The sequence below is a fragment of the Kitasatospora cystarginea genome, from assembly GCF_039533515.1.
Taxonomy (GTDB): Bacteria; Actinomycetota; Actinomycetes; order Streptomycetales; family Streptomycetaceae; genus Kitasatospora; species Kitasatospora cystarginea.
Genome location: NZ_BAAATR010000001.1, coordinates 183494 through 203391 on the forward strand (window position 1 = coordinate 183494; position 19898 = coordinate 203391).

The following is a 19898-nucleotide window of genomic DNA, read 5'->3' on the forward strand; positions in this document are numbered from 1 at the left end:
CCGCACCTGTCGGTGCCCGGTGCCAGACTGACCGGATGACACGGAGCTACATCGCCTTCCTCCGGGCGGTCAACGTCGGCGGTCGGACGATCACCATGGAGCGGCTGCGCGGGCACTTCACCGAACTGGGTCTCGGTGACGTCCGCTCCTACATCCAGAGCGGGAACGTCTTCTTCACCGCCGAGGAGACCGACCGCGCCGCACTGACCGCCCGGATCGAGGAGCACCTGGCGGCCGCGCTCGGCTACCGGGTGCCGGTCATGCTGCGCACGGTGGACGAGGTCGCGGAGCTGGTCGCCGCCGACCCGTTCGCCGGGATCGAGGTGACGCCTCAGCTGCGGCTGTGCGTCGTGTTCCTGTCCGAGCCGCTGCCCACGGAGTCGGTTTTCCCGATCCGCGGCCCCAGGGGCGACTGGGAGATCATCGGGGCCGTACCGGGCGCCGCCTTCACGGTGGTGCGCCTGCGGAACGGGCGGCTGGGCGGGAACCCGGCCGCCGCGCTCCCCGGGTCGTACCGCGGTCACGGCACTTCGCGGTTCTTCCACACCGTGGTGAAGATCCTCAACGCCGCGCGGCGGTAGCCGCAGGCACCCGCACTGCGGCGGCCGCCGGCACCCGCGCGGCCGAGGTTCCGAGGCCGGTCGGTCCGGCGAACCGCCGGGCCGCTGCGAGGTGCCGGCCGGACCGGGCGCTGTGCCGCAGGATGTCCTGCTCCCGGTAGCGGATGCAGTCCTCGTGCCAAATCTTGATCCCGGCCAGCCAGTACCGGAAGTCCTGCACGTAGTCGTCGACGGCCCGGCGGGTCTGCTGGTCGAGGTCGAAGTCGTCGTACAGGACGGGCAGTTCGTGTTCGGCCACGTGCTGGAACTGGGTGATCCGGGAGGTCATCAGGTCGTTGACGATGCGCAGCGCGGTCGGGTAGTCGCAGTCGAAGAAGTTCTGCACCACCAGCACTCCGTTGTGGACCTCGCCCTCGAACTCGATCTCCTTCTGGTACGAGAAGACGTCGTTCATCAGCGCGGCGTAGTCCATGGCGGCGCTCTCCAGGGACCGCACCGGGCCGCTGCGGTAGATCTCCGCCGGGATTCGGCGACCGTGCGAGATCCGGCTGAGCAGGCTGGTGAGTTCGGAGCCGAAGGTGGTCCGGCGCATCTCCAGGTAGTCGACCGGGTCGGGGATGCGGTGCTGCAGCTGGTTGGCGAGTTCCCACAGCCAGCTCTCCGTCATGGCCTCGACGGCGGCCCGGAAGTCGCGGCGCGCCTCGGTGTCCAGCGGCGCGGCGGTGCGCTGCCAGAGGTCGGCCAGGCCGCGTTCCAGGCCGGTGACGGGCTCGGGCACGCTCTCGCCGTCGATCGGCATGAAGAGTGAGAACCGTTCGTTGGCGAGCTTGGCACCGGCGGGGTTCCGGGTGCGTCCGTAGACCGCCGGGTAGTAGTCGTCCGCGTAGGTGCCCCAGGTCAGCCAGGCCGAGGAGAGCGCGAGTTCCTCCGGTGTGGCGTCCGGGTCGATGCCGGCCGCGCAGAGCGGCAGGTCGATGTCGGTCAGCCGCTGCTCGTCCCAGATGTCCGAGCCGGGGATGCCCGGGTCGGCGTCCAGCAGGCGGACCCGGCGCACCCATTCGAGGTTCTCCAGGCGGGCACCCGCCAGGTGCGGGCTGAGCGAGGTGGTGAACGGCATGGTGAACTCGGGGATCCGCGAGGGCCCGACCCGCTGGTGCGGGAGATGGGTGAAGCTGCGCGTCCGGCCCGTGCCGATCAGCCCGGCGAGCGCCCTGGGGTCCACCGCCGAGGTGCCGAGGCCCTGCGGCCGGAAGGAGAACGAACTCGGCGCGCTGCCGGCGCCGGCACCGTTCATGTACCGGCTGGAGCGCATGTGCCACTCGTGGCCGCCCGACTGCCAGTCCTGCAGTCCCTTGACGTACGCGAGGACGGCCGCGCACTCGTCGGGAGTGAGCCCCTTCTCGGTGAAGAGCGGCGGGAGTTCGGTGAGGGCGGTGTTCTCGAACTGGTGGATCCGCGAGGTCAGCAGGTCGTTGACCGCGGCGGCGGCCTGCTGGGTGGAGCAGCCGAAGAAGGTCTCCAGCACGAGCACGCCGTTGCTCAGCTCACCCTCCTCCTGGGTCTCCCGCTCGTACGAGAACAGGTCGTTGCGCAGGTGGACGCCGTCCGAGAAGGCGTCCCTGAGCACCCGCAGCGGCCGGGCCCCGGCGACCGAGGCCGGGATCTCGGCGCCCACCGCGTGCTCCACCAGCCCGGCCGACCAGGGGGCGCCGCCGACCTTGCGGCGCATCTCGATGTACTCCACCGGGTTGGGGATCCGATTGATGTTGATGTTGGAGAGCTCCCAGAGCGACTCGTTGAGCAGGTGCTCGGTACTCAGGGCGAAGCGGCGCCGCCAGTCCATCGACATCGAGGGGACCGTCCTGGCCCACAGGTCGGCGAGCCCCGCCTCGACCGGGTTGGTCGGCTCGGGCGTCCCGGCGGAGAGGTCCATCGGCATGAAGGCCGGCAGCCGGTCCAGGTACGCCTTGCCGCCGGGGCGGTCCTGGTTGAGCTTGAAGAGCTTCAGGAAGTGGTCGTCGAAGAAGAAGACCCACACGTACCAGTCGGTCACCAGCGAGAGTTCAGGCCCGTCGCAGTCCGGGTGGGTGTAGGCGCAGAGCAGCGCGTAGTCATGGGAGTCGAGGTCGTGCTCGTCCCAGACGCCCGAACCCTCCAGCATTCCCATCCCGCGGGCCCACTGCTTGGTGTGGGCCCTGGCCTCCTCCAGGTGAGGGTTCAGCCTCGCCGGATATGCCAGGTAGAACTCGGGCAGTTCGAAGGGTTGGCTCACGGCCGTCTTGCCTCTCGTCGTACTCGGTCATGATCGGCGCGTAGCGTGCCCAACTCGCCTGTCCCACACACCTGCTGAACAGGGGATGTGGTTGCATCCGTTTGCCTTCACGCCCGGCGCACGAGGCGCACGCTCGGGGCGCTTGGCCATCTGTTCGCGCCCCACGGCGCGACCGCCGATCAGTGCGGGAACATCCGAGGCGGGCGCTGGGCGGGCAGTTCGTCCCGGAACTCCTCGATGGCCGAGGAGATCTGGCGCATCAGATACGTCTGTTCGAGCCGGTCCAGGTAGAGGTGGTTGGCGGCGAGCGCCTCGACCGTGGCCCCGAAGTAGAGGGTCATCAGCGGGTTGATGAACAGTGAGCTGTACCGGGTTCGCTCGGTGAAGCGAACGTCGCCGAACTGTCCGCGCAACGCGGCCGCCACCGAACCGTGGACGATGCTCGGGTACTCGGGGAAGGCCGCCTGGGCATGGGCCACCGCGTCCAGGTACAGCGCGCCCTCCCGGGAGTCGCGCGGGATCGAGAAGGCGCCCAGGTAGCCGCCGGCCCGGTCCAGGGCCGCCAGGTTCTCCAGCACCAGCGAGTGGTTGACGCCGTGGTAGGAGTCGATGCCGAACCCCAGGCAGGCGACCATCCGCAGCGGTATCCCGGACATCCCGGCCACCGCGGCCAGGCTGGCCATGTCCTCCTCCGGCGTCCCCAGCCCCGCCTCGTCCCCGCGCATCAGGATGTCGGTGCCGCCGTCCACCAGCAGGATCGCATCGATGCCGAGGTGCTCGGCCAGGGCTCGGTAGGCGGCCCGCAGCGGCTGAACGCCGACCGAGCCGAAGGCCCAGACGGTGTCGGGCATACCGTGCAGGCTGAGCCAGCGGGCCAGGGTCCGCTCCGGGAAGTACGGTTCGGCGGCGGCGGTGTCCGGGCGGATCTCGGCGAGCTCGGGGGCCAACCAGACGTCGGCGGGCAGACCGTAGAGGTGGCTGAAGGAGAGGTTGGCGAGATGGACCTCCTTGCCCGCAGCGCGCAGCGCGAGGGCGACCGGGAGGCCGGCGTACACGTCGAAACCGCCGCCGGCTCCGGCGATCAGGATCCGTTCGGCGGTCTTGAGGCGGGCGAGGAGCGGTGGCTCGAGGAGCGAGAACATCCGGGGACGGTACCAAGGCGGTCCGCTCCCCGGGGGCTCCTCGGCGGAGGGAGCACATCAGGGCGGCAGTTCCCGGGGGTCGGCGGAGCGGCCCGCCGCACTCGGCTCTCCTCGCCCCGGGCTCCCGTCCCTCAGGGAGTGGCGACGGGCCCCCAGAGCTGGTTGCTGACCCGGGCGTAGGTGTCGCGCCAGTGCGGCCACTGGCGGGCCGTCATGTCGTCGCAGTCGGCGAGCAGGCGGTCGACCTGGCGGGGGTCCACTCCCTCCAGCAGCCAGACCAGGGCGTCGGCGCTGCCGGGACCGTCCGCGAGCCGCAGCAGGTCGAGCAGTTCGGGGAGGGTGCCGATCCGCGAACCGCTCGGGAAGACGCCGGACATCCGGGGCAGCAGCTGGCGCTCCTCGATCCGCAGGTGGGTCTCCAGCCTGGCGGCCAGCTCCTCCACCGCGTAGGCGACGGGCCAGCTGCTGGCGGGGTCGCGGGTGGCGATCCGGACCAGGGTGGTGACCCGGGTGAAGGAGTGGTCCAGGTTGTGGTGGTCGGACTCCAGCCAGTTGAGCAGCAGGCGCAGCTCGGGTGCGAAGCGGCGCAGCAGCGGCCAGAGCCGGCTGTCCTGCTGCTCGTGGTGGCAGGTGAGCATGGCGGTGAGGAAGTCCCAGTGCCGCTGCAGCGCCTCGGCGGCGGCGGTGTCGCCGGGCTGGAGCAGCCGCAGCGCGTTGGGCAGCCGGGCCAGGTCTCGGCGGAGTGCGGCGTGCACCAGACGCAGACCGGCGAAGGGCATCAGCTCCACGGCGGCCTGGGCGGGCTGTACGTCGTGCTCACCGCCCGGCTGGGCAGGGATCGTCGGGTACTCGACGGGCAGCAGGTGGCTGGGCATCGGGCTCTCTTCATGACTCGCTGAGACTGGGCCGGTCCGGTGGCGCTGCTTCGGCGGCTGCGCCCCGGCCTTGGTTCTCCAGGGTGGTGACAGCTCATCAGAGTCGAATCAATGACCGATTGACGCGCAGGTCAGAGGCCGGATACGCCTGCGCGCCGGCACAGTGGCCGGCGCGCGGTTCGGGTCCCTCGGATGAAGTCGAGCACCGACGTCCCGGGAATCACCGGGAGGCCGTGCCGGCCGTTTGTCACTCGTCGGTGGCGGGGCCTTCGAGGTTCTTGGTGAGCCACTCCAGGGTCATCGGGATCATCTTCGCGAAGTCCTTGGTGAGGTGCTGGCCGTTGGGCTGCTGGTAGTACTCGACGGTGGTCGGGGCGGCCGCCTTGGCGACCCAGGACTTGACCAGGTTGACCTCGTAGGCGCTGCCGCCGCCGGAGGTGGCGAGCATCCGGACGTCGGCCTTGCTGGTGGCGATCAGCTTGCCCGGGCTGTTGGCGAGGCGCTCGGCCTCGTGGCCCTTCCAGAGCAGCGAGTCCGGGTCCCAGTAGCCGTCGATCGGCACGGCGGCCTTGTAGATGTCGGGGTGCTGCATCGCCAGCTTGGCGCTGCAGAACGCGCCGGTGGAGGCGCCCATCAGGCCCCAGCTGTCGCGGCCCTTCAGGGTACGGAAGTTGGCGCGGACGAAGTCCGGGATGTCCTCGGACATCCAGGTGCCCATCTTCGGCTGGCCCGGGATGTCGCTGCAGTCGAAGGCCCGCTTCTCGTCACCGGTCAGGTTCTGCACCGGCATGATCATGATGAACGGGTGCGCCTTCTGCTGCTTGACGAGGTCGGCGTCGATCTCCTGGATCGGCAGCTGGTTGTCCGTCCAGGTGTTGTAGCCGTTGCTCTGGCCGCCCGCGTAGAGGGTGAGCACCGGGAAGCCGTACTTGGCGTACTTCGGGTCGTTGTACTGCGGCGGCAGCCAGACCCAGACCTCCGCGGTGACCCCGGACTTCTTGCCCGCCAGCTTGGTCATGAAGATCGGGCCGGCCTTGGTGTCCCGGGACTTCTTGAGGTCGGTGGCCGGGCCGGTCGGCATGATGACCTTGCTGTCCTTCGGCGGCGCGCTGGTCGCGGCGGCGGGACTGGCGGTCGTGGTGTTGCCCGGCTTCGTGTCGGCAGCCGGCTTGCTGTCACTGCCACAGGCCGCCAGGGCGGCGGACAGTGCGAGCACGGTGACACCGGCGAGGACGGCACGGGTGCGGGTGGGCTGCGAGTGCGAGTGCGACTGCGGCTGCTGCGGCTGCACGGTGAAAACTCTCCGACCGATATGACGCCCGGCCGGGCGGATCCGGGCGGGTGGCCCCGGGGTGGGGCCGCTGAGGAGGTCGCGAGCGGTGTTCCGGCATCACCGGAGAGACTGGTGCTGCCGGGGAAACACTCCTCCCGACCTCAGCACGGCGCCCCTGCTCCCTGTGGAGCGGCGCGCCGTGCTGTGATCCTATGACGCGACTACGACGGCCTGCGGTTGCCTGGCCCGGCCATACCATTCGTTTACCGGACGTTCGCCGGGGCATGGGCCCCGCCGTTCGGCGGGGGCTCCTCAACGTGCCGTGACGGGCCGTTCGACCAGCTGTAACGGCTGCTTACGACCGACCGTTACGGGACGCGGAAGTGGTCGTCGCGGCGCCGCCGGGCGGGTGGCCGACGCCCCGTGACCACCATCACGCGGCGGAGGTGGACCTCGCGGGCACAGCCGACCGGTACGGGGCGGGAACGGGACGGCGGCCGTGGCCGAAGGCCAGCCGGACGGCGCAGCACCTGGTGTGTCGGAGTCCGGGCGGCTGGCCCCGGTCGTCCCACCGGGGCTCCGCTTCCGGACGCGGGACTTGGACGCTCGCACCAGTGACTCCACAGCGACGATCAGCGATCATCGAGGGGTCGTCGCACCCCCGAGGAGTCGCGCAGTGTCCGAGCAGATCGCCGTGATCACCGGAGCGGGCAGCGGCGTGGGCCGCGCCGTGGCGCTCGACCTCGCCGCGGGCGGCTGGCGGCTGGTCCTCGCCGGGCGCCGGGCCGAGCCGCTGCGCGGGACGGCCGAACTGACCGGGCTCCCCGCCGATCAGGTCCTGGTGGCACCGACCGACGTCACCCACGCCGAGGCCGTGGACGCGCTGTTCGCCGCAGCCGAGCGGCGGTTCGGCCGCGTCGACCTGCTCTTCAACAACGCCGGGGCCTTCGGTGCCGCCGTCCCGCTCGAGGACCTCACCCTCGCCGACTGGCGGGCGGTGGTGGACCTCAACCTGACCGGCGCCTTCCTCTGTGCACAGGCCGCGTTCCGCCTGATGAAGCGGCAGACTCCGCAGGGCGGACGGATCATCAACAACGGTTCGGTCTCCGCGCACGCCCCCCGGCCGCGGAGCATTGCCTACACCGCGACCAAGCACGCCGTCACCGGCCTCACCAAGTCGCTCTCCCTGGACGGCCGTCCGCACCGGATCGCCTGCGGGCAGATCGACATCGGGAACGCGGCCACCGACATGACCGCCGCGATGAGTACCGGGGTGCGCCAGGCGGACGGGCGGATCGCCCCCGAGCCGACCATGGACGTGGCCGACGTCGCCCGCACCGTACGCCACATGGCCGAACTCCCGCTGGAGGCCAACGTCCAGTTCGTCACGGTGCTGGCCACCACCATGCCGTACATCGGGCGGGGCTGAGTCCTTGTCTCCGGGGGCGCCCCCCACGCCATGCGCCCGGACCGGCCGCCCGGGCTACTCGTCGTGCGAGTGGCGGTAGCAGCGGGTGCCGGCGCTGTCCTCCAGGCGGTAGACGCTGGTGGTGGGCCAGTACTCGCCGGCTTCGGTGGCGGGTAGTTCGGCGCGCAGGAGCATCCGGAGCAAGGGCGGCGGCGCCGCCGAGCGGACCCGCTTCCGGTGTCCGTCCCAGCGGCCGCCGTACAGCTGGAGCTCGAGAACGGTGGGCGTCGTGGTCACCCGGCCGATGCTGCCAGCGCCCCCGCACCACCCCCGCGCTCCGACGCGCGAGGAGCACTCCTTCGAGCGGTTTCGCCGCTACGGCCGTGACCACCCCGGCGGTGGCCACGCCGCGCGGCCGGGCGGTCAGTTGCGCCAGGTGTCGTTCAGCGTGGTCCGGCCGGTGGACGGCACCACGGCGGTGCGGTTGGCTCCGCTCTCCCAGGTGACCGTGCCGCTCCCGTCCTTGCGGATGTACTTGTACTGGAAGGAGGTACCGGCGGCCATCGGGACGTCGAGCGTCCAGACCGGGTAGCCCGCCGAGGAGAGCGGCAGGGCCTTGTCGGTGTCCCAGCTGCCGAGGGCGGCGCCGTCCCCGGTCACGTAGATGTTCTGGCCGGGCACCGTGGTGGCGTTCACCGCGAAGGAGGCGCCGCCGGCCGGGGCGGGCGCGCCGGGGGCACCGACGTGGAGCGCGACCGAGTCGCCCGCGCCGACCGTGGCCGAGAAGGTCCCGTCCGAGCCGACCGTGTACGTCCGGCCGGTGCAGCCGCCGCTCGGGTCGCCGTGCTCGACGTCGCAGTACGTCCCGGCGGGCAACGAGGTGTGGAAGGTCTGGGTGATCGGCCCGCTCTCGTGGTTGATCACCACATAGCCCTTGTCGCCTCGGCCGAAGGCGATCGCGTTGCTGCCGTTGGACCACCAGTCGGTCAGCGCGGTGCCGGAGACGGCGTTGCGGAAGCCGACCATGTTGGCGATCTGCGGCCAGGCGTGGGTGCAGTTCCAGCCGTCCTGGTAGCAGGCGTTGACGGTGCCGCCGTTGGGCGGGCCGTCGTCGTTGCCGGAGAAGGAGTAGCCGGAGTAGACGTTGGGCGAGCCGTAGGGGTAGGCCAGCATGAAGACGTTGGCCAGCGTGTAGCTGTTGCCGTAGCGGTAGTTGAGGGTGGAGCCGTTGCGCTCGGTGTCCCAGTTGTCGACGAAGGTGCGGGCCTGACCACTCGGCAGCAGTCCGGAGCCCCAGTTGGCCAGGTCGGCTATCCGGCCGCCGTCGAAGGCGCTCTTCAGCCAGGTGCCGGAGCGGAACTCGTCCACGTCCCCGGTGCCGAGGTACTCGGAGGGCTGGATCGGCTCGCCCGCACCGTAGATGACCTCCTGCACCCAGTAGGCATTGGGGTTGGCCATCTTGGCCTTGATGGCGGCGAGGTCGGTGGCGGCGATGTGCTTGGCGGCGTCGATCCGGTACCCGTCCACGCCGAGCGAGGCCAGATCGTCCAGGTAGCGGGCGATGGTCTGCTGGACGTAGGCGCTGCCGGTGTCCAGGTCGGCGAGGTTGACCAGCTCGCAGTTCTGCACGTTGGAGCGGTCGTTGTAGTTGGTGATCGGCTGCCGGCAGGTGTGGAAGTCCTGGTCCTGGTAGTAGCCGGGGTAGTTGTACTTGGTGTACACCGTGCCGCCGGTGCCGGTGCCGGAGCCCGCCGTCATGTGGTTGATCACCGAGTCGGCGATCACCTTGACGCCCGCCGCGTGGCAGGTGTTCACCATGGCCTGGAACGAGGCGCGGTCGCCGAGCCGCCCTGCGATCTGGTAGCTGACCGGCTGGTACGAGGTCCACCACTGCGGACCCTGAATGTGCTCCTGCGGCGGGGAGACCTCGACGAAGCCGTATCCCTTCGGGCCGAGGGTGTCCGTGCACGCCTTGGCGACCGAGTCGAAGCGCCACTCGAACAGGGTGGCCGTGACGTCCTTGCCGCTCGGCGGGGCCGCCTGGGCGGTGGGGGCGGAAGTGAAGGCGGTGCAGAGCGAGAGCGCCAGCCCACAGGCGGCGCCCATCGCGCCGAGCGCGCGGACGCGCGCTCGGGTGGGGGGTGTGGTGACCACGTTGTCTCCAAGGGGCAGGGTGGGGGACCTGCGGTGCCCGGCGGGGTGGGCCGGGTGGTGGCTGCAAACATTCTGAAACTTGCAGGAAACTTTCAGTGGCGCCGAACTTATGGTCATGTCAACGGTGCGTCAAGGCGCACGCGCGCAACAGTTCGATATCCCCGGCGGACGGCGTGAGACCTAACGCCGCGTCGGCGCATCTAGTACCGATGGCGCCGGCAAGGGCGCAGGACAACGGCACCGGATGTGCGGGGGACGGACCGGATGGACAAGGCGCTCGGCTTCGAGGAGTTCGCGGGCACCAGGACTCGCCGACTCTTTCAGGTCGCGTACCTGATGTGCGGTGACTGGCATCAGGCGCAGGACCTGGTGCAGACCACCCTGGCGAAGATGTACTCGGCCTGGGGCCGGCTCCGGCGCGGCCGGGACGAGCCCGGACTGGACGCCTACGCCCGGAAGGTGCTGCTGCGCACCTACCTCTCCCAGCAGCGGCTGCGGCGCTCCACCGAGGTGGTCACCGCCGAGCTGCCGGAGTCCTGGGCCGCCCAGGACGGCGGCAGCGACCTGCGGGTCACGCTGACCGCCGCGCTCGCCCAGTTGCCCCCGCGCAACCGGGCCGTGGTCGTCCTGCGCTACCTGGAGGACCACAGCATCGAGGCCGTGGCGGAGATGCTCGGCATGTCCAACAGCGCGGTGAAGAGTCTCAACACCCGTTCGCTCGCCAAGCTGCGGGAGATCCTCGGAAACGACCGCGAGCTGTTCCTGTGCGGCTGACTCCGCCTCTCCCTGTGCCCGACCTTCCCCCGACTACCGACACCAAGGAACCCGGCCATGGACCTTGAGCACGACCTGAGCCGCATGCTCGAAGAGAGCGTGGTCGGCCTGTCCCCCCCTGTCTCCGCCATCCTCGACGAGGCGAACCGCCGGGGCCGCAGGCTGCGCCGGCGCCGCCGACTGCAGACCGCCGCCGCTGCCGTCGCGGTCGTCGCGGTGGCCGGTACCGGTGCCGCCTTCGGCCTCCGGCCGGCCGCCGCTCCGCCCGCCTCCGTCGCCGGCCCCACGGCGACCGGTTCTGCCCCGGCCCGGCCGGCGCCGAGCGGCGCCGTCCTACCCGTCACCAGCGGCGGGCTGCTCAAGGTCCTCACCGAACTGCTACCCAAGGGGAAGGTCACGGACTTCCTCCCGGGCAGGGAAGAGGATCCGGGCCGTTCCGCGAGCCTCACGGCCCGGTACGACGACGGACTCAGCCCGGTTGAGGTCGAGGTGTACCTGAACTCCAGCCCGGCCGAACCGGTAGCGCCGCCGTGCCAGCCGCTGCTCGACGGCGGAGCACATCGACCGTTCGGGGCCGAGCCGGTGAGGTGCAACACCGTCAGCTTCCCCGACGGCACCAACGGGTGGTCCATGGTCTCCCCCGCCTACGGCAACGGCATGTACTACGAGAACGTCGACCTGGTCCGGCCGGACGGCAGCGAACTTCGGATCCGCTTCTACAACGGCTCCGGCGGGACCGCCGACGAGGCGGCGAGCACCGTCCGCGCCAAGCCGCCGATCAGCCCGGACCAGCTCACCGCCCTGGCCCGCGACCCCCGCTGGAACCTCCGGGCTTCGGCGCAGCCGACCGCCGACGCCCCTCCCGTCCCGCGCCCGAGCGGCTCCTGACCCCGACAACGCGGCAGGGCCCGACGGCCGAAGCCGCCGGGCCCGTCACGCACTCACCGGATCGGCGTCAGCCGGTCTGGACCGAGGTGTCGTCGATCACGAAGCTCGTCTGCAGCGAGGAGTCCTCGGTGCCGGTGAACTTCAGGGTGACCGTCTGGCCCGCGTAGGCCGAGAGGTCGAAGGTGCGCTGCTGGTAGCCGGCGGCGGCGTCCGCGTTGCTGTAGGTCTTCAGCGTGGTGCCGTTCACCTGCACGGCGAGCTTGTCGTACGCGGTCGAGCCGGACTCCGCCGTGTCGATGTGCAGCCAGAAGCTGAGGGTGGCCTTGCAGCCCGCCGGGATGGTCACGGTCTGCGAGAGGCTGTCGGTGTGGCTGGAGCCGTAGCCGTCCAGCCAGGCCTTGTACGAGCCGCTGTGGGCGGCCTCGCTCGAGCTGTTGTCGACCACGCCGCTGGAGGCGGTCCAGGACGAACTGCCGCTCTCGAAGCCGGGGTTGCCGAGCAGCTGGGCCGGGGTGCAGCCGCCGCCACCACCACCGCTGACCGTCCAGGTGAAGCTGGCCGAACCGCTCTTGCCCGAGGAGTCCTTGGCGGTCACGGTCACGTTGTAGGTGCCCGCGGCCGTCGCGGTGCCGGTGATCAGACCGCTGGAGCTGATCGACAGGCCGGTCGGCAGGCCGGTGGCCGAGTAGGTCAGCGCGCCGGTGCCGCCGGTGGCCTTGACCTGCAGGTTGACCGAGGCGTTCAGCGCGGTGCTCTGGTTGCCCGGGCTGGTGACGGTGACACCGCCGCTCGGCAGCGAGCCGACGTTGACTCCGGCCCAGGCGGTGGCGACCTGGTTGTACTCGGTGCTGCCCGCGCCGTACAGGTCGGTGGCCGCGCTGAGAGTGGCGGTGCGGGCGGCCGCGTAGTCGGTGGTGGAGGTCATGTAGGTGGTCAGCGCCCGGTACCAGATCGCCGCCGCCTTGTCCCGGCCGATGCCGGTGACGGTGATGTTGTTCACCGTCGGGGAGTTGTAGCTGACGCCGTTGATCACCTTGGCGCCGCTGCCCTCGGCCAGCAGGTAGAAGAAGTGGTTGGCGATGCCGGACGAGTAGTGCACGTCCAGGTTGCCGACGCCCGAGTACCAGGAGTCGGCCGACTGCCCGTCCTTGGAGGGCTTGTCCATGTAGCGGAGCGGCGTGCCGTCGCCGTTGATGTTGATCAGCTCGCCGATCAGGTAGTCCGGGGTGTCCGAGGGCAGGTTGGCGTAGAACTCCACCATCGTGCCCATGATGTCCGAGGTGGCCTCGTTCAGACCGCCGGACTCGCCCGAGTAGTTGAGGTTCGCGGTGGCCGCGGTGACGCCGTGGCTCATCTCGTGGCCGGCCACGTCGATCTCCGTCAGCGGGTGGGTGTCGCCCTGGCCGTCGCCGTAGGTCATGCAGAAGCAGGAGTCGTCCCAGAACGCGTTGACGTAGCCGGTGTCGTAGTGCACCCGGCTGTAGGCGCCGACGCCGTCGTTGCGGATGCCGTTGCGGCCGAAGGTGTTCTTGTAGAAGTCCCAGGTCGCGGCCACGCCGTAGTGGGCGTCGACGGCGGCCGACTCCTTGTTGCTGACCTGGCCGTTGCCCCAGGTGTCGGTGGACTTGGTGAACAGCGTGCCGTTGCCGGAGGTGCCGTTGTTCATGTTGGTGGTGTACATCCCACCGCGGGTGTTGTCCTTCATCTGGTACGTCGAACCCGACAGCGTGGTGCCGATGTTGACGTTGCCGACGAAGACACCCTGGCCGGTGCCGGTCTCGATGCCCTCGACCTTGGAGAGCACCTCGCCGGTGGTGGCGTCCGTGACCACATGCAGCCGGCTCGGGGTGCCGTCCTTCTGCTTGCCGGAGACCACCGTCTCCCAGGCCAGCTTCGGGGTGCCCTTGGCGGCGAAGACCACCAGGCGGGGCGCGGTCTCGACCTTCGAGCCGGCCTCCGTCGCGAGGGCGGCGGCCTGTGCCTTGGGCGCGGCCAGCTTGGGGCTGGTGCTCAGGCCGTTCAGCGAGGCGGTGGAGGCGCGGTCCACGCCCTTGGTCGCCCCGGCCGCCGTCTGGTGCACGACCAGGTCGCCACCGAGCACCGGAAGTCCGCCGTAGGTGCGCTCGTAGCGGGTGTGCCGGGTGCCGTCGGCGTCCCGCATCGCGTCCTTGACCACCAGCTTCTCCTGGCTGCCGAGACCCAGCGACTGCGCCGTCGCTGCGAGGGTCCGGTTCGCGTCGGCGAACAGCTGGGCCCGGTTGGTGGCCGCCTGCGGGGCCGCACCACCGGCCGAGGGACTCGGCGAGGCCTGGGCGATCACCGGAATTCCGGTGACCAGCAGGGCGGTTGTGGCCGCGAGTGCGGCCAGACTCACCCGGGCGTGCCTGTAACGGGACATGCGGACTCCTTATCCGACCGGTCGCGGGGTCACGAACGGTGGAGAGAAACCTGGCCGCAGGTTTGCGGCGCAGTGGGGGCCCCACCGCGGTTCGCGGCAGGGTGCGTTGCAGTGAGGGGCGCGGTTCAGGAGATGGAGCCGATAGCTCTGTGCCTGCGCTGGAACAGCCGCACCCGGGGGTGGGGGACCCTCCTCATCTGCAGCCGGGGGAATCGTGGCAGCAAAGGCGCCACCGGTGACAGATGCATGCCAGCAATTGGCCAATAACCACCCCCGACACCGCAAAGCCGAGGCAGTGTCAACTCAGGCTTGACCAAAGCTATTTCTGCATATGAATGTCATCACGCCAGCGCATTGCCCGACCACAGCACGAGCAGCGCGCGTAGACCCGCGGTCCCCGGCCAGCGGGCCGCGGCAGCGCCGACGAACCTGTCGCTGTCACCCCTTGAGGCGGCACAGGGTTCGTTTTCGGCCAGATACGGCAGAGGCCCCGCCGGGTCGGCGGGGCCTCTGGGTCCGGCGGTGCGCCGGCTCCGGACGGGGTCAGCTCTGCACGAAGACCGCGACCGTCCGGGCGGGCACCGTGAAGGTACCGGTCGCCGGATCGAAGGCGGACCGCTTGACCACCTGGTCAACTCCGGTCGCCTGTACGGGATGCAGCCGCTGCCCGGTTCCGGCCAGCGCGGACACGGCCTGCTTCTGGTCGGTCGGCGTGGCGTTGAAGACCACCGTGATGCCCTTCTCCGCGCCGCTCAGCCCGGTCCCGTCCAGGTGCATGGTGATCACACCGGGCGCCTCGCCCGGGGTACCGGAGAGCGGGAAGGACAGCCTGCGCTGCACCTGGGCCCCGCTCGCCAGCGCGAACAGCGGCGAGGACTGCCTGATCCGCAGGAACTGCTGGTACAGCGCGCTGCTCGCCGTCATCTCGGCGCAGCCGACCGTCAGCCTCGGATCGGCCAGCAGCGCCTTGGCGGCGGGCCACATCGACTTGTTGTCCGCAGCCATCGGCAGGCCGCGTCCCCAGCCGTTGCCCTGCTTGCAGTCCCACGAGATCGAGTTGAACCAGTCACCGGAGTCGTACGAGTTGGAATCCAGCGATTTGGACCGCAGCAGGTCGCTGCCGGCCTGCGCGAAGCCCGGGCCCTGGGCCAGCGCGGTGAGCGAGAGGCCGAGCGCCTGCATCCTGGCCCGGTCGGCGGGCGAGGCGGTGACGGGCAGCTTGTAGGCGAGCGCGTCGAACAGGTCGGTGTTGTCGTGCGCGTCCAGGTACTCGACCGCCTCGCCCGGGTTGGCGGCGTAGCCGGTCGGCGAACCGTTGTAGTCGACTCCCGCGCCGGTGACGGGCTTTCCCGAACTGTCGGTGAAGGAGTAGCCGGCCAGGTTCCCGGTCAGGCCGACCTTGATCTGGTCCATCTGGTGCAACAGCCGGGCCTTCTGCTGCTCCGGGGTGCCGTTGTCCGCCGAACCGTTCGGGTCGGTGAACAGCCCGGAGGCGAAGCCCTGCTGGGGAGCGGAGGAAAGCATGAAGTTGCCCCCGCGCCCGGCGTCGCGGATCCGGTCGTTGAAGGTGGCGATGCCGGTCCCCGCCATGTTCTGCTGAGTGGCCTGCACGAAGCGGGAGTTGTCGGCGACGGTCCCGAAGTTCCAGCCCTCGCCGTAGAGGAAGACGTCCTTCCCCTCCACTCCGTCCTTGGCCCTGGTCAGCGATCGCAGTGCCGACTGCACGTCCAGCATGGTGGACTTGGGGTCCAGACCCATCAAGTCGAACCGGAAGCCGTCCACCCGGTACTGCTTGGCCCACAGCATCACCGAGTCGACCACCAGCCTGTTCATCATGGCGTGTTCGGGCGCGGTGTCGGCGCAGCAACTGTCCGCCGTCACCTTCCCGTTGGCGTCGAGCCGCTGGTAGTAGCCGGGCACCACCTTGTCCAGCACCGAGTGGTCGGCCTGTCCTGCGGCGGCGGTGTGGTTGTAGACCACGTCCAGCACCACCCGCAGGCCCGCCTCGTGCATCGCCTGCACCATCTGCCGGAACTGCACGGTCCGCGCAGGTCCGTCCGGATCGGTGGCGTACGAGCCCTCGGGGACGTTGTAGTGCAGCGGGTCGTAGCCCCAGTTGTAGGCGTCGCCGGCCTGCACGGCCGCCACGCACTCCTGCTGCTTCTCGCTGTCCGGCGGCAGCGACTTGAGGTCGCAGGCGGGCAGCTTCTGGTCGGCGCGGTTCTCCGGGATGGTGGCGATGTCGAAGGTCGGCAGCAGGTGGACGGTGGTGATGCCGGCCTTGGCCAGCTCGCGCAGGTGCTTCATGCCGGCCGACTGCGACTCGGTGAAGGCCAGGTAGGTGCCGCGCTCGGCCGCCGGCACGGTGGTGTCGGCCACCGAGAAGTCGCGGACGTGCAGCTCCTGGATCTGCTGCTTGACCGCCGGGATACCGGCCGGGTTGCGGTGCTGGTCCCAGCCCTTCGGCTTGTTGCGCCCGGCCGCCAGATCGGTGACCAGGCTGCGCCTGGAGTCGGTGGAGAGCGCCACCGAGTACGGGTCGGTTACGGTGTTGGTCACCCGCTGCTGGACGCTCGGCGCCCACACCGCGACCTGGTACAGGTAGTACTTCCCGTCCAGTTCACGGGTACTGCGGCTGAGCGACCAGACCCCGCTCGCCTCGTCCCGCCGCAGCGGTACGGTCTTCGGCGTGCCGCCACTCGCCCGGTCGAAGAGCTGGACCGAGACCTGGGTGGCGGTCGGCGCCCAGAGCGAGAGGGTGACCTTGCCGTCCCGGTAGACCGGTCCGAGCTCGGCCTTGGCGGCCTTCGCCGCGTACAGGTCGTCCAGCACGCCCGGGAGTTGCACCCCGGTGGCGGCCGACAGCGCTCCGTTCGGCAGGTGTTCGGTGAACGCCGTCTGGGCTCGCAGCGCGGCGGTGATCCGACCCGCGTCCCGGGCGTCCACCGTGAAGGCCCGGTAGCCGGCCAGATGCGGGTACTTGGCCTTCTGGGCTCCGGTGAGCGTGCCGGGGTCGAGCCGGATCCAGTGGCCCGGCTTGTCGAGCACGCCCTTGTCGATCCGCAGGCCGCCCTCGGGGTCGTAGATCAGCTGGGCACTGGTCCCGCCGGCCAACTGGCCGTCGCCGGCGCCGAAGCCGGCCGGGACCACCACGGTCCTGGCGTCGATCCACTGGGCCTTGGCGGTGCCGAGGTCCAGCTGCGCCGAGTCGCCCGTGGACTGCGGCAGCAGATAGCCCTGCTGCCCGCCGAGGATCCACACCTCGCGACCGCTGGTGGCGAAGTCCAGCGACTGGTCGGCCGGCAGGTCCTTGTCGTTGCCGTTGTGCAGGATGTAGCTGAGGCTGGTGGCCCCGGCCGCCAGCGGCACCTCGAAGACGTCGCCGAAGGCGTCCCGGCGGGCGGGCTGCAGCGGGCTGCCCCAGTCGGTGGGCTTGGCGGCGCCCGTCCAGTCGTGCAGGCCCCAGCCGTCGTAGTTGCCGTCCGCCCGGTGGTAGTGGATCACTGCGGTGTCGGCGGGCACGGTGTCCACCGGCCCGGGGTTGCTGGTCCGGACGGTGGGGTCGCCCTCCTTCAGCCAGACCTCACCGGTGCTGGAGAGGTCGATGTGCCGGTCGGCCTCGACGTCCTTGGTGCCGTTGTTCTCGACGATGAAGCCGAGGTCCGAGGCACCGCTCTTCAACTTGACGTAGGCGAAGGCCCCGTAGGCGTTTCGGCCGGTGAAGCCGTGCCCGGCGGGCCAGTCGGTGGCCTCGCCGTCGGCGAGGTCGCCCCACGCGTAGAGGTTCCAGCCGTCGTAGTTCCCGTCCTTGCGCTGGTAGTGCACCACCGCGTACGGGCGCGAGGTCGCGGTCGGCACCGGCTTGGGGTCGGGGGTGCCGGTGGTGAAGCTCCCGGTGGCGGAGCGCAGTTGTCCGCTGGATGTCTGCACCACTGCCTTGTACCGCACCTGCGTCCCCGGCGCGACGGTACCGAGGTCCTGGGTGACCTGGTACGTGCCGTTGTCGGCGGTGCCGAGGACCTGCCAGGGGCCGTTGCCGATCTGCGCGGCGAAGGAGACCCGGTTGAAGCCGCCGCCCGGCACCTCGGCGCCGACCGTGACCGTGCCGGTCGAGCCCTGGGCCGGCGTCCGCAGGGTGAGCTGGGGCGCCGCGGCCGTCTTCGCCAGCCTGCCCGCCGCCTTGTAGACGGTCGAGGACAACGGCGGCACCGTGACGGTGATCCGGCGGTCCGCACCGCTGGTGGTCCTGGCGCCGGCCGTCGGGTAGATCCGGTCGAAGTCCATCCCCGCGGAGAAGGTGTCCAGGGTGACGGTCTTCGCCTCGGTCGAGTTGTTGACCGCGACGACGTACTCGACCTGCTGCCCGGCGTCGATCCGCGAGAAGGCGTACACCCCCGGGCCGTCGGCGGCGTACCGCTCGACCTGCGCGCCGTCGGCCAGCGCCGAGTTGGCCTTCCGCAGCTGTGCCAGCGCGGATATCTCCTGGTAGAGCGGCACGTCGCGGCCGTACCGGTCGGCCGGTCCGCTGCTGCCGCCGATCACGTTGTCGCCGTTGTACGAGGCGACCTTGGAGGCGAACATGTCCTGCCGGGCGTCCTTGTCGCCGCCCGCGCCCGTCATGCCCTGCTCGTCGCCGTAGTAGACGACCGGCTGGCCGCGGGTCAGGAACATCAGCTGGTTGGCGAGCCGGTCCTTGGCGAGCAGCTCGTCCTGGCTCGCGCCCGGGTTGTCGCTCTGCAGGAAGGACCCGAAGCGGCCCATGTCGTGGTTGCCGAGGAAGGTCGGCAGCTCGTACGCGTCGGTGTCGGCTGTGGTGTAGCGGTAGTCCTGCCCGTACACCGAGGAGAGCGCCTTGGCCGAGCCGCTGCGCGAGACGTAGCTCCGCGCGGCCTGCTGGAACGGGAAGTCCAGGGCGGCCTGCAGCTTGCCCTTGGTGACGTACGGCGCGGTGACCGAGGGGTCGCCGGAGTAGACCTCGCCGAACATGAAGAAGTTCTTCTTCCCCTGCTGGGCGGCGTACTGCTTGAGTGCGGGCGCCCAGTTCTGCCAGAAGGCCATGTCGACGTGCTTCACGGTGTCGATCCGGAAGCCGTCCACGCCGGTCTGTCTGACCCAGTTCTCGTAGATCTTCTTGAACCCCTCGACCACCTTGGGGTTCTGGGTGTCCAGGTCGTCCAGGCCGCTGAAGTCGCCCTCGGTGGCGGACTCCCCGGCGAAGGTCGAGTCGCCCCGGTTGTGGTAGAGCGACGGATCGTTCAGCCAGGCCGGGGACTTGGCCTTGGCATCGGCCGCGTTGCGGAAGACCGGGGTGTAGGGGAAGGAGGAGGCGGTGAGCTTCGGCCAGGGCGCGCCCGAGTCGGCCAGGGCGGTCTCGTCGACCGGGTTGCCGTCGGCGTCCAGGGTCGGATAGGCGCCGGTGGAGCGGTAGTCGTGCCTCCCCTCGGCGTAGTCGATGACGTCCGCGGTGTGGTTGGTGATGACGTCGAAGAAGACCTTGATACCCCTGGCGTGCGCCTTGCGGATCAGCTCCGCCAGCTGGGCGTTGGTGCCGAAGTGCGGGTCGACCTGGGTGAAGTCGGTGATCCAGTAGCCGTGGTAGCCCGCTGAGGCGGCGTCTCCCGTGCCCTGGACCGGCTTGTTCTTGAAGATCGGGGCCAGCCAGATGGCGGTGGTGCCCAGGTCCTGGATGTAGTCGAGCTTGTCGATCACCCCCTTGAGGTCACCGCCGTGGAAGAAGCCCTTGTCCGTGGGATCGAGGCCGTTCTCCATCCGCGAACCCGTGATGCCGCCGGTGTCGTTGCCGGGGTCGCCGTTGGCGAAGCGGTCCGGGAGTACGAAGTAGAACTGCTCGCGGGTCAGGTCGTGCCGCTTGGCCGTGGCGGCGAGGGCGGCGTCGGAGGGCGGGGCGGGCCGGGCGGCGGCGGCCACCGGGGCGGCCGAGCCAAGCGTCGCGGCCACCAGCGAGGTGGTCAGTAGCGGGGCTGCCAGCAGTGCGGCGGCTCTACCGGGTCTGCGGGCGAGGATGGTGCTCCGTGGGCGGCGAAGCGGTGTTTCGGCCACTGCGGCTCTCCCTTGAGGCAGCTGGTCGTCATTGAGTGGCGTGGACGCTAGCGACTGCAAGGTCTTTCAGCAAGATCTTGTAAAACCTGCAAGA

Annotated in this window: 12 protein-coding genes; 4 read left to right on the forward strand and 8 right to left on the reverse strand. The window is 70.3% G+C overall.

Annotated elements, in window-relative coordinates; translation table 11 throughout:
- Nucleotides 1-35: 35 nt before the first annotated feature.
- A complete protein-coding gene (locus ABD369_RS00840) occupies nucleotides 36-581 on the forward strand; it encodes a DUF1697 domain-containing protein (RefSeq protein WP_344634177.1) in 546 nt (181 codons plus the stop codon).
- Here ABD369_RS00840 and ABD369_RS00845 read toward each other — a convergent pair.
- From ABD369_RS00845 to ABD369_RS00860, 4 genes are all read right to left on the reverse strand, one after another.
- Nucleotides 562-2832, reverse strand: a complete 2271-nt coding sequence (locus tag ABD369_RS00845; RefSeq protein WP_344634178.1) for a terpene synthase family protein — start codon at nucleotides 2830-2832, stop codon at nucleotides 562-564. The genes ABD369_RS00840 and ABD369_RS00845 overlap by 20 nt on opposite strands.
- Nucleotides 2833-3011: 179 nt before the next feature.
- A complete protein-coding gene (locus ABD369_RS00850) occupies nucleotides 3012-3974 on the reverse strand; it encodes a DUF1152 domain-containing protein (RefSeq protein WP_344634179.1) in 963 nt (320 codons plus the stop codon).
- A 131-nt stretch (nucleotides 3975-4105) separates the two neighbouring features.
- On the reverse strand, nucleotides 4106-4849 hold the full coding sequence (locus tag ABD369_RS00855) for a hemerythrin domain-containing protein (protein WP_344634180.1): 744 nt from the start codon (nucleotides 4847-4849) through the stop codon (nucleotides 4106-4108).
- A 247-nt stretch (nucleotides 4850-5096) separates the two neighbouring features.
- Nucleotides 5097-6140, reverse strand: coding sequence for an alpha/beta hydrolase (locus ABD369_RS00860; RefSeq protein WP_344634181.1), 1044 nt, complete (start codon nucleotides 6138-6140; stop codon nucleotides 5097-5099).
- A gap of 658 nt (nucleotides 6141-6798) precedes the next feature.
- Between ABD369_RS00860 and ABD369_RS00865 the strand changes: the two genes are divergently transcribed.
- Nucleotides 6799-7551 carry an SDR family oxidoreductase gene (locus tag ABD369_RS00865; protein ID WP_344634182.1) on the forward strand — a complete coding sequence of 251 codons (753 nt, stop codon included), beginning with the start codon at nucleotides 6799-6801 and terminating at the stop codon, nucleotides 7549-7551.
- Nucleotides 7552-7605: 54 nt separating this feature from the next.
- On the opposite strand, the gene ABD369_RS00870 is transcribed toward ABD369_RS00865, so the two are convergent.
- Both ABD369_RS00870 and ABD369_RS00875 read right to left on the reverse strand, forming a co-directional pair.
- A complete protein-coding gene (locus tag ABD369_RS00870; protein ID WP_344634183.1) occupies nucleotides 7606-7827 on the reverse strand; it encodes a hypothetical protein in 222 nt (73 codons plus the stop codon).
- 126 nt (nucleotides 7828-7953) lie between these two features.
- Nucleotides 7954-9636: a carbohydrate-binding module family 20 domain-containing protein gene (locus ABD369_RS00875; RefSeq protein WP_344634407.1), complete on the reverse strand. Its 1683-nt coding sequence runs from the start codon at nucleotides 9634-9636 to the stop codon at nucleotides 7954-7956.
- Nucleotides 9637-9948: 312 nt separating this feature from the next.
- On the opposite strand from ABD369_RS00875, the gene ABD369_RS00880 reads away from it, so the two are divergent.
- Both ABD369_RS00880 and ABD369_RS00885 read left to right on the forward strand, forming a co-directional pair.
- A complete protein-coding gene (locus ABD369_RS00880; RefSeq protein WP_344634184.1) occupies nucleotides 9949-10458 on the forward strand; it encodes a SigE family RNA polymerase sigma factor in 510 nt (169 codons plus the stop codon).
- A 57-nt stretch (nucleotides 10459-10515) separates the two neighbouring features.
- Nucleotides 10516-11346 carry a hypothetical protein gene (locus ABD369_RS00885; RefSeq protein WP_344634185.1) on the forward strand — a complete coding sequence of 277 codons (831 nt, stop codon included), beginning with the start codon at nucleotides 10516-10518 and terminating at the stop codon, nucleotides 11344-11346.
- Between the two features lie 67 nt (nucleotides 11347-11413).
- Here ABD369_RS00885 and ABD369_RS00890 read toward each other — a convergent pair whose 3' ends face one another.
- Nucleotides 11414-13744, reverse strand: a complete 2331-nt coding sequence (locus tag ABD369_RS00890; RefSeq protein WP_344634186.1) for a M4 family metallopeptidase — start codon at nucleotides 13742-13744, stop codon at nucleotides 11414-11416.
- 543 nt (nucleotides 13745-14287) lie between these two features.
- Nucleotides 14288-19804 carry a pullulanase-type alpha-1,6-glucosidase gene (gene pulA / locus ABD369_RS00895; RefSeq protein WP_425557502.1) on the reverse strand — a complete coding sequence of 1839 codons (5517 nt, stop codon included), beginning with the start codon at nucleotides 19802-19804 and terminating at the stop codon, nucleotides 14288-14290.
- Between the last annotated feature and the right edge of the window lie 94 nt (nucleotides 19805-19898).

Coding starts and splice junctions, on each gene's coding strand:
- ABD369_RS00855 (WP_344634180.1), bottom strand. CDS start 4,849: ATGCCCAGCCACCTGCTGCCCGTCGAGTACCCGACGATCCCTGCCCAG.
- ABD369_RS00840 (WP_344634177.1), top strand. CDS start 36: ATGACACGGAGCTACATCGCCTTCCTCCGGGCGGTCAACGTCGGCGGT.
- ABD369_RS00890 (WP_344634186.1), bottom strand. CDS start 13,744: ATGTCCCGTTACAGGCACGCCCGGGTGAGTCTGGCCGCACTCGCGGCC.
- ABD369_RS00885 (WP_344634185.1), top strand. CDS start 10,516: ATGGACCTTGAGCACGACCTGAGCCGCATGCTCGAAGAGAGCGTGGTC.
- ABD369_RS00850 (WP_344634179.1), bottom strand. CDS start 3,974: ATGTTCTCGCTCCTCGAGCCACCGCTCCTCGCCCGCCTCAAGACCGCC.
- ABD369_RS00880 (WP_344634184.1), top strand. CDS start 9,949: ATGGACAAGGCGCTCGGCTTCGAGGAGTTCGCGGGCACCAGGACTCGC.
- ABD369_RS00875 (WP_344634407.1), bottom strand. CDS start 9,636: ATGGGCGCCGCCTGTGGGCTGGCGCTCTCGCTCTGCACCGCCTTCACT.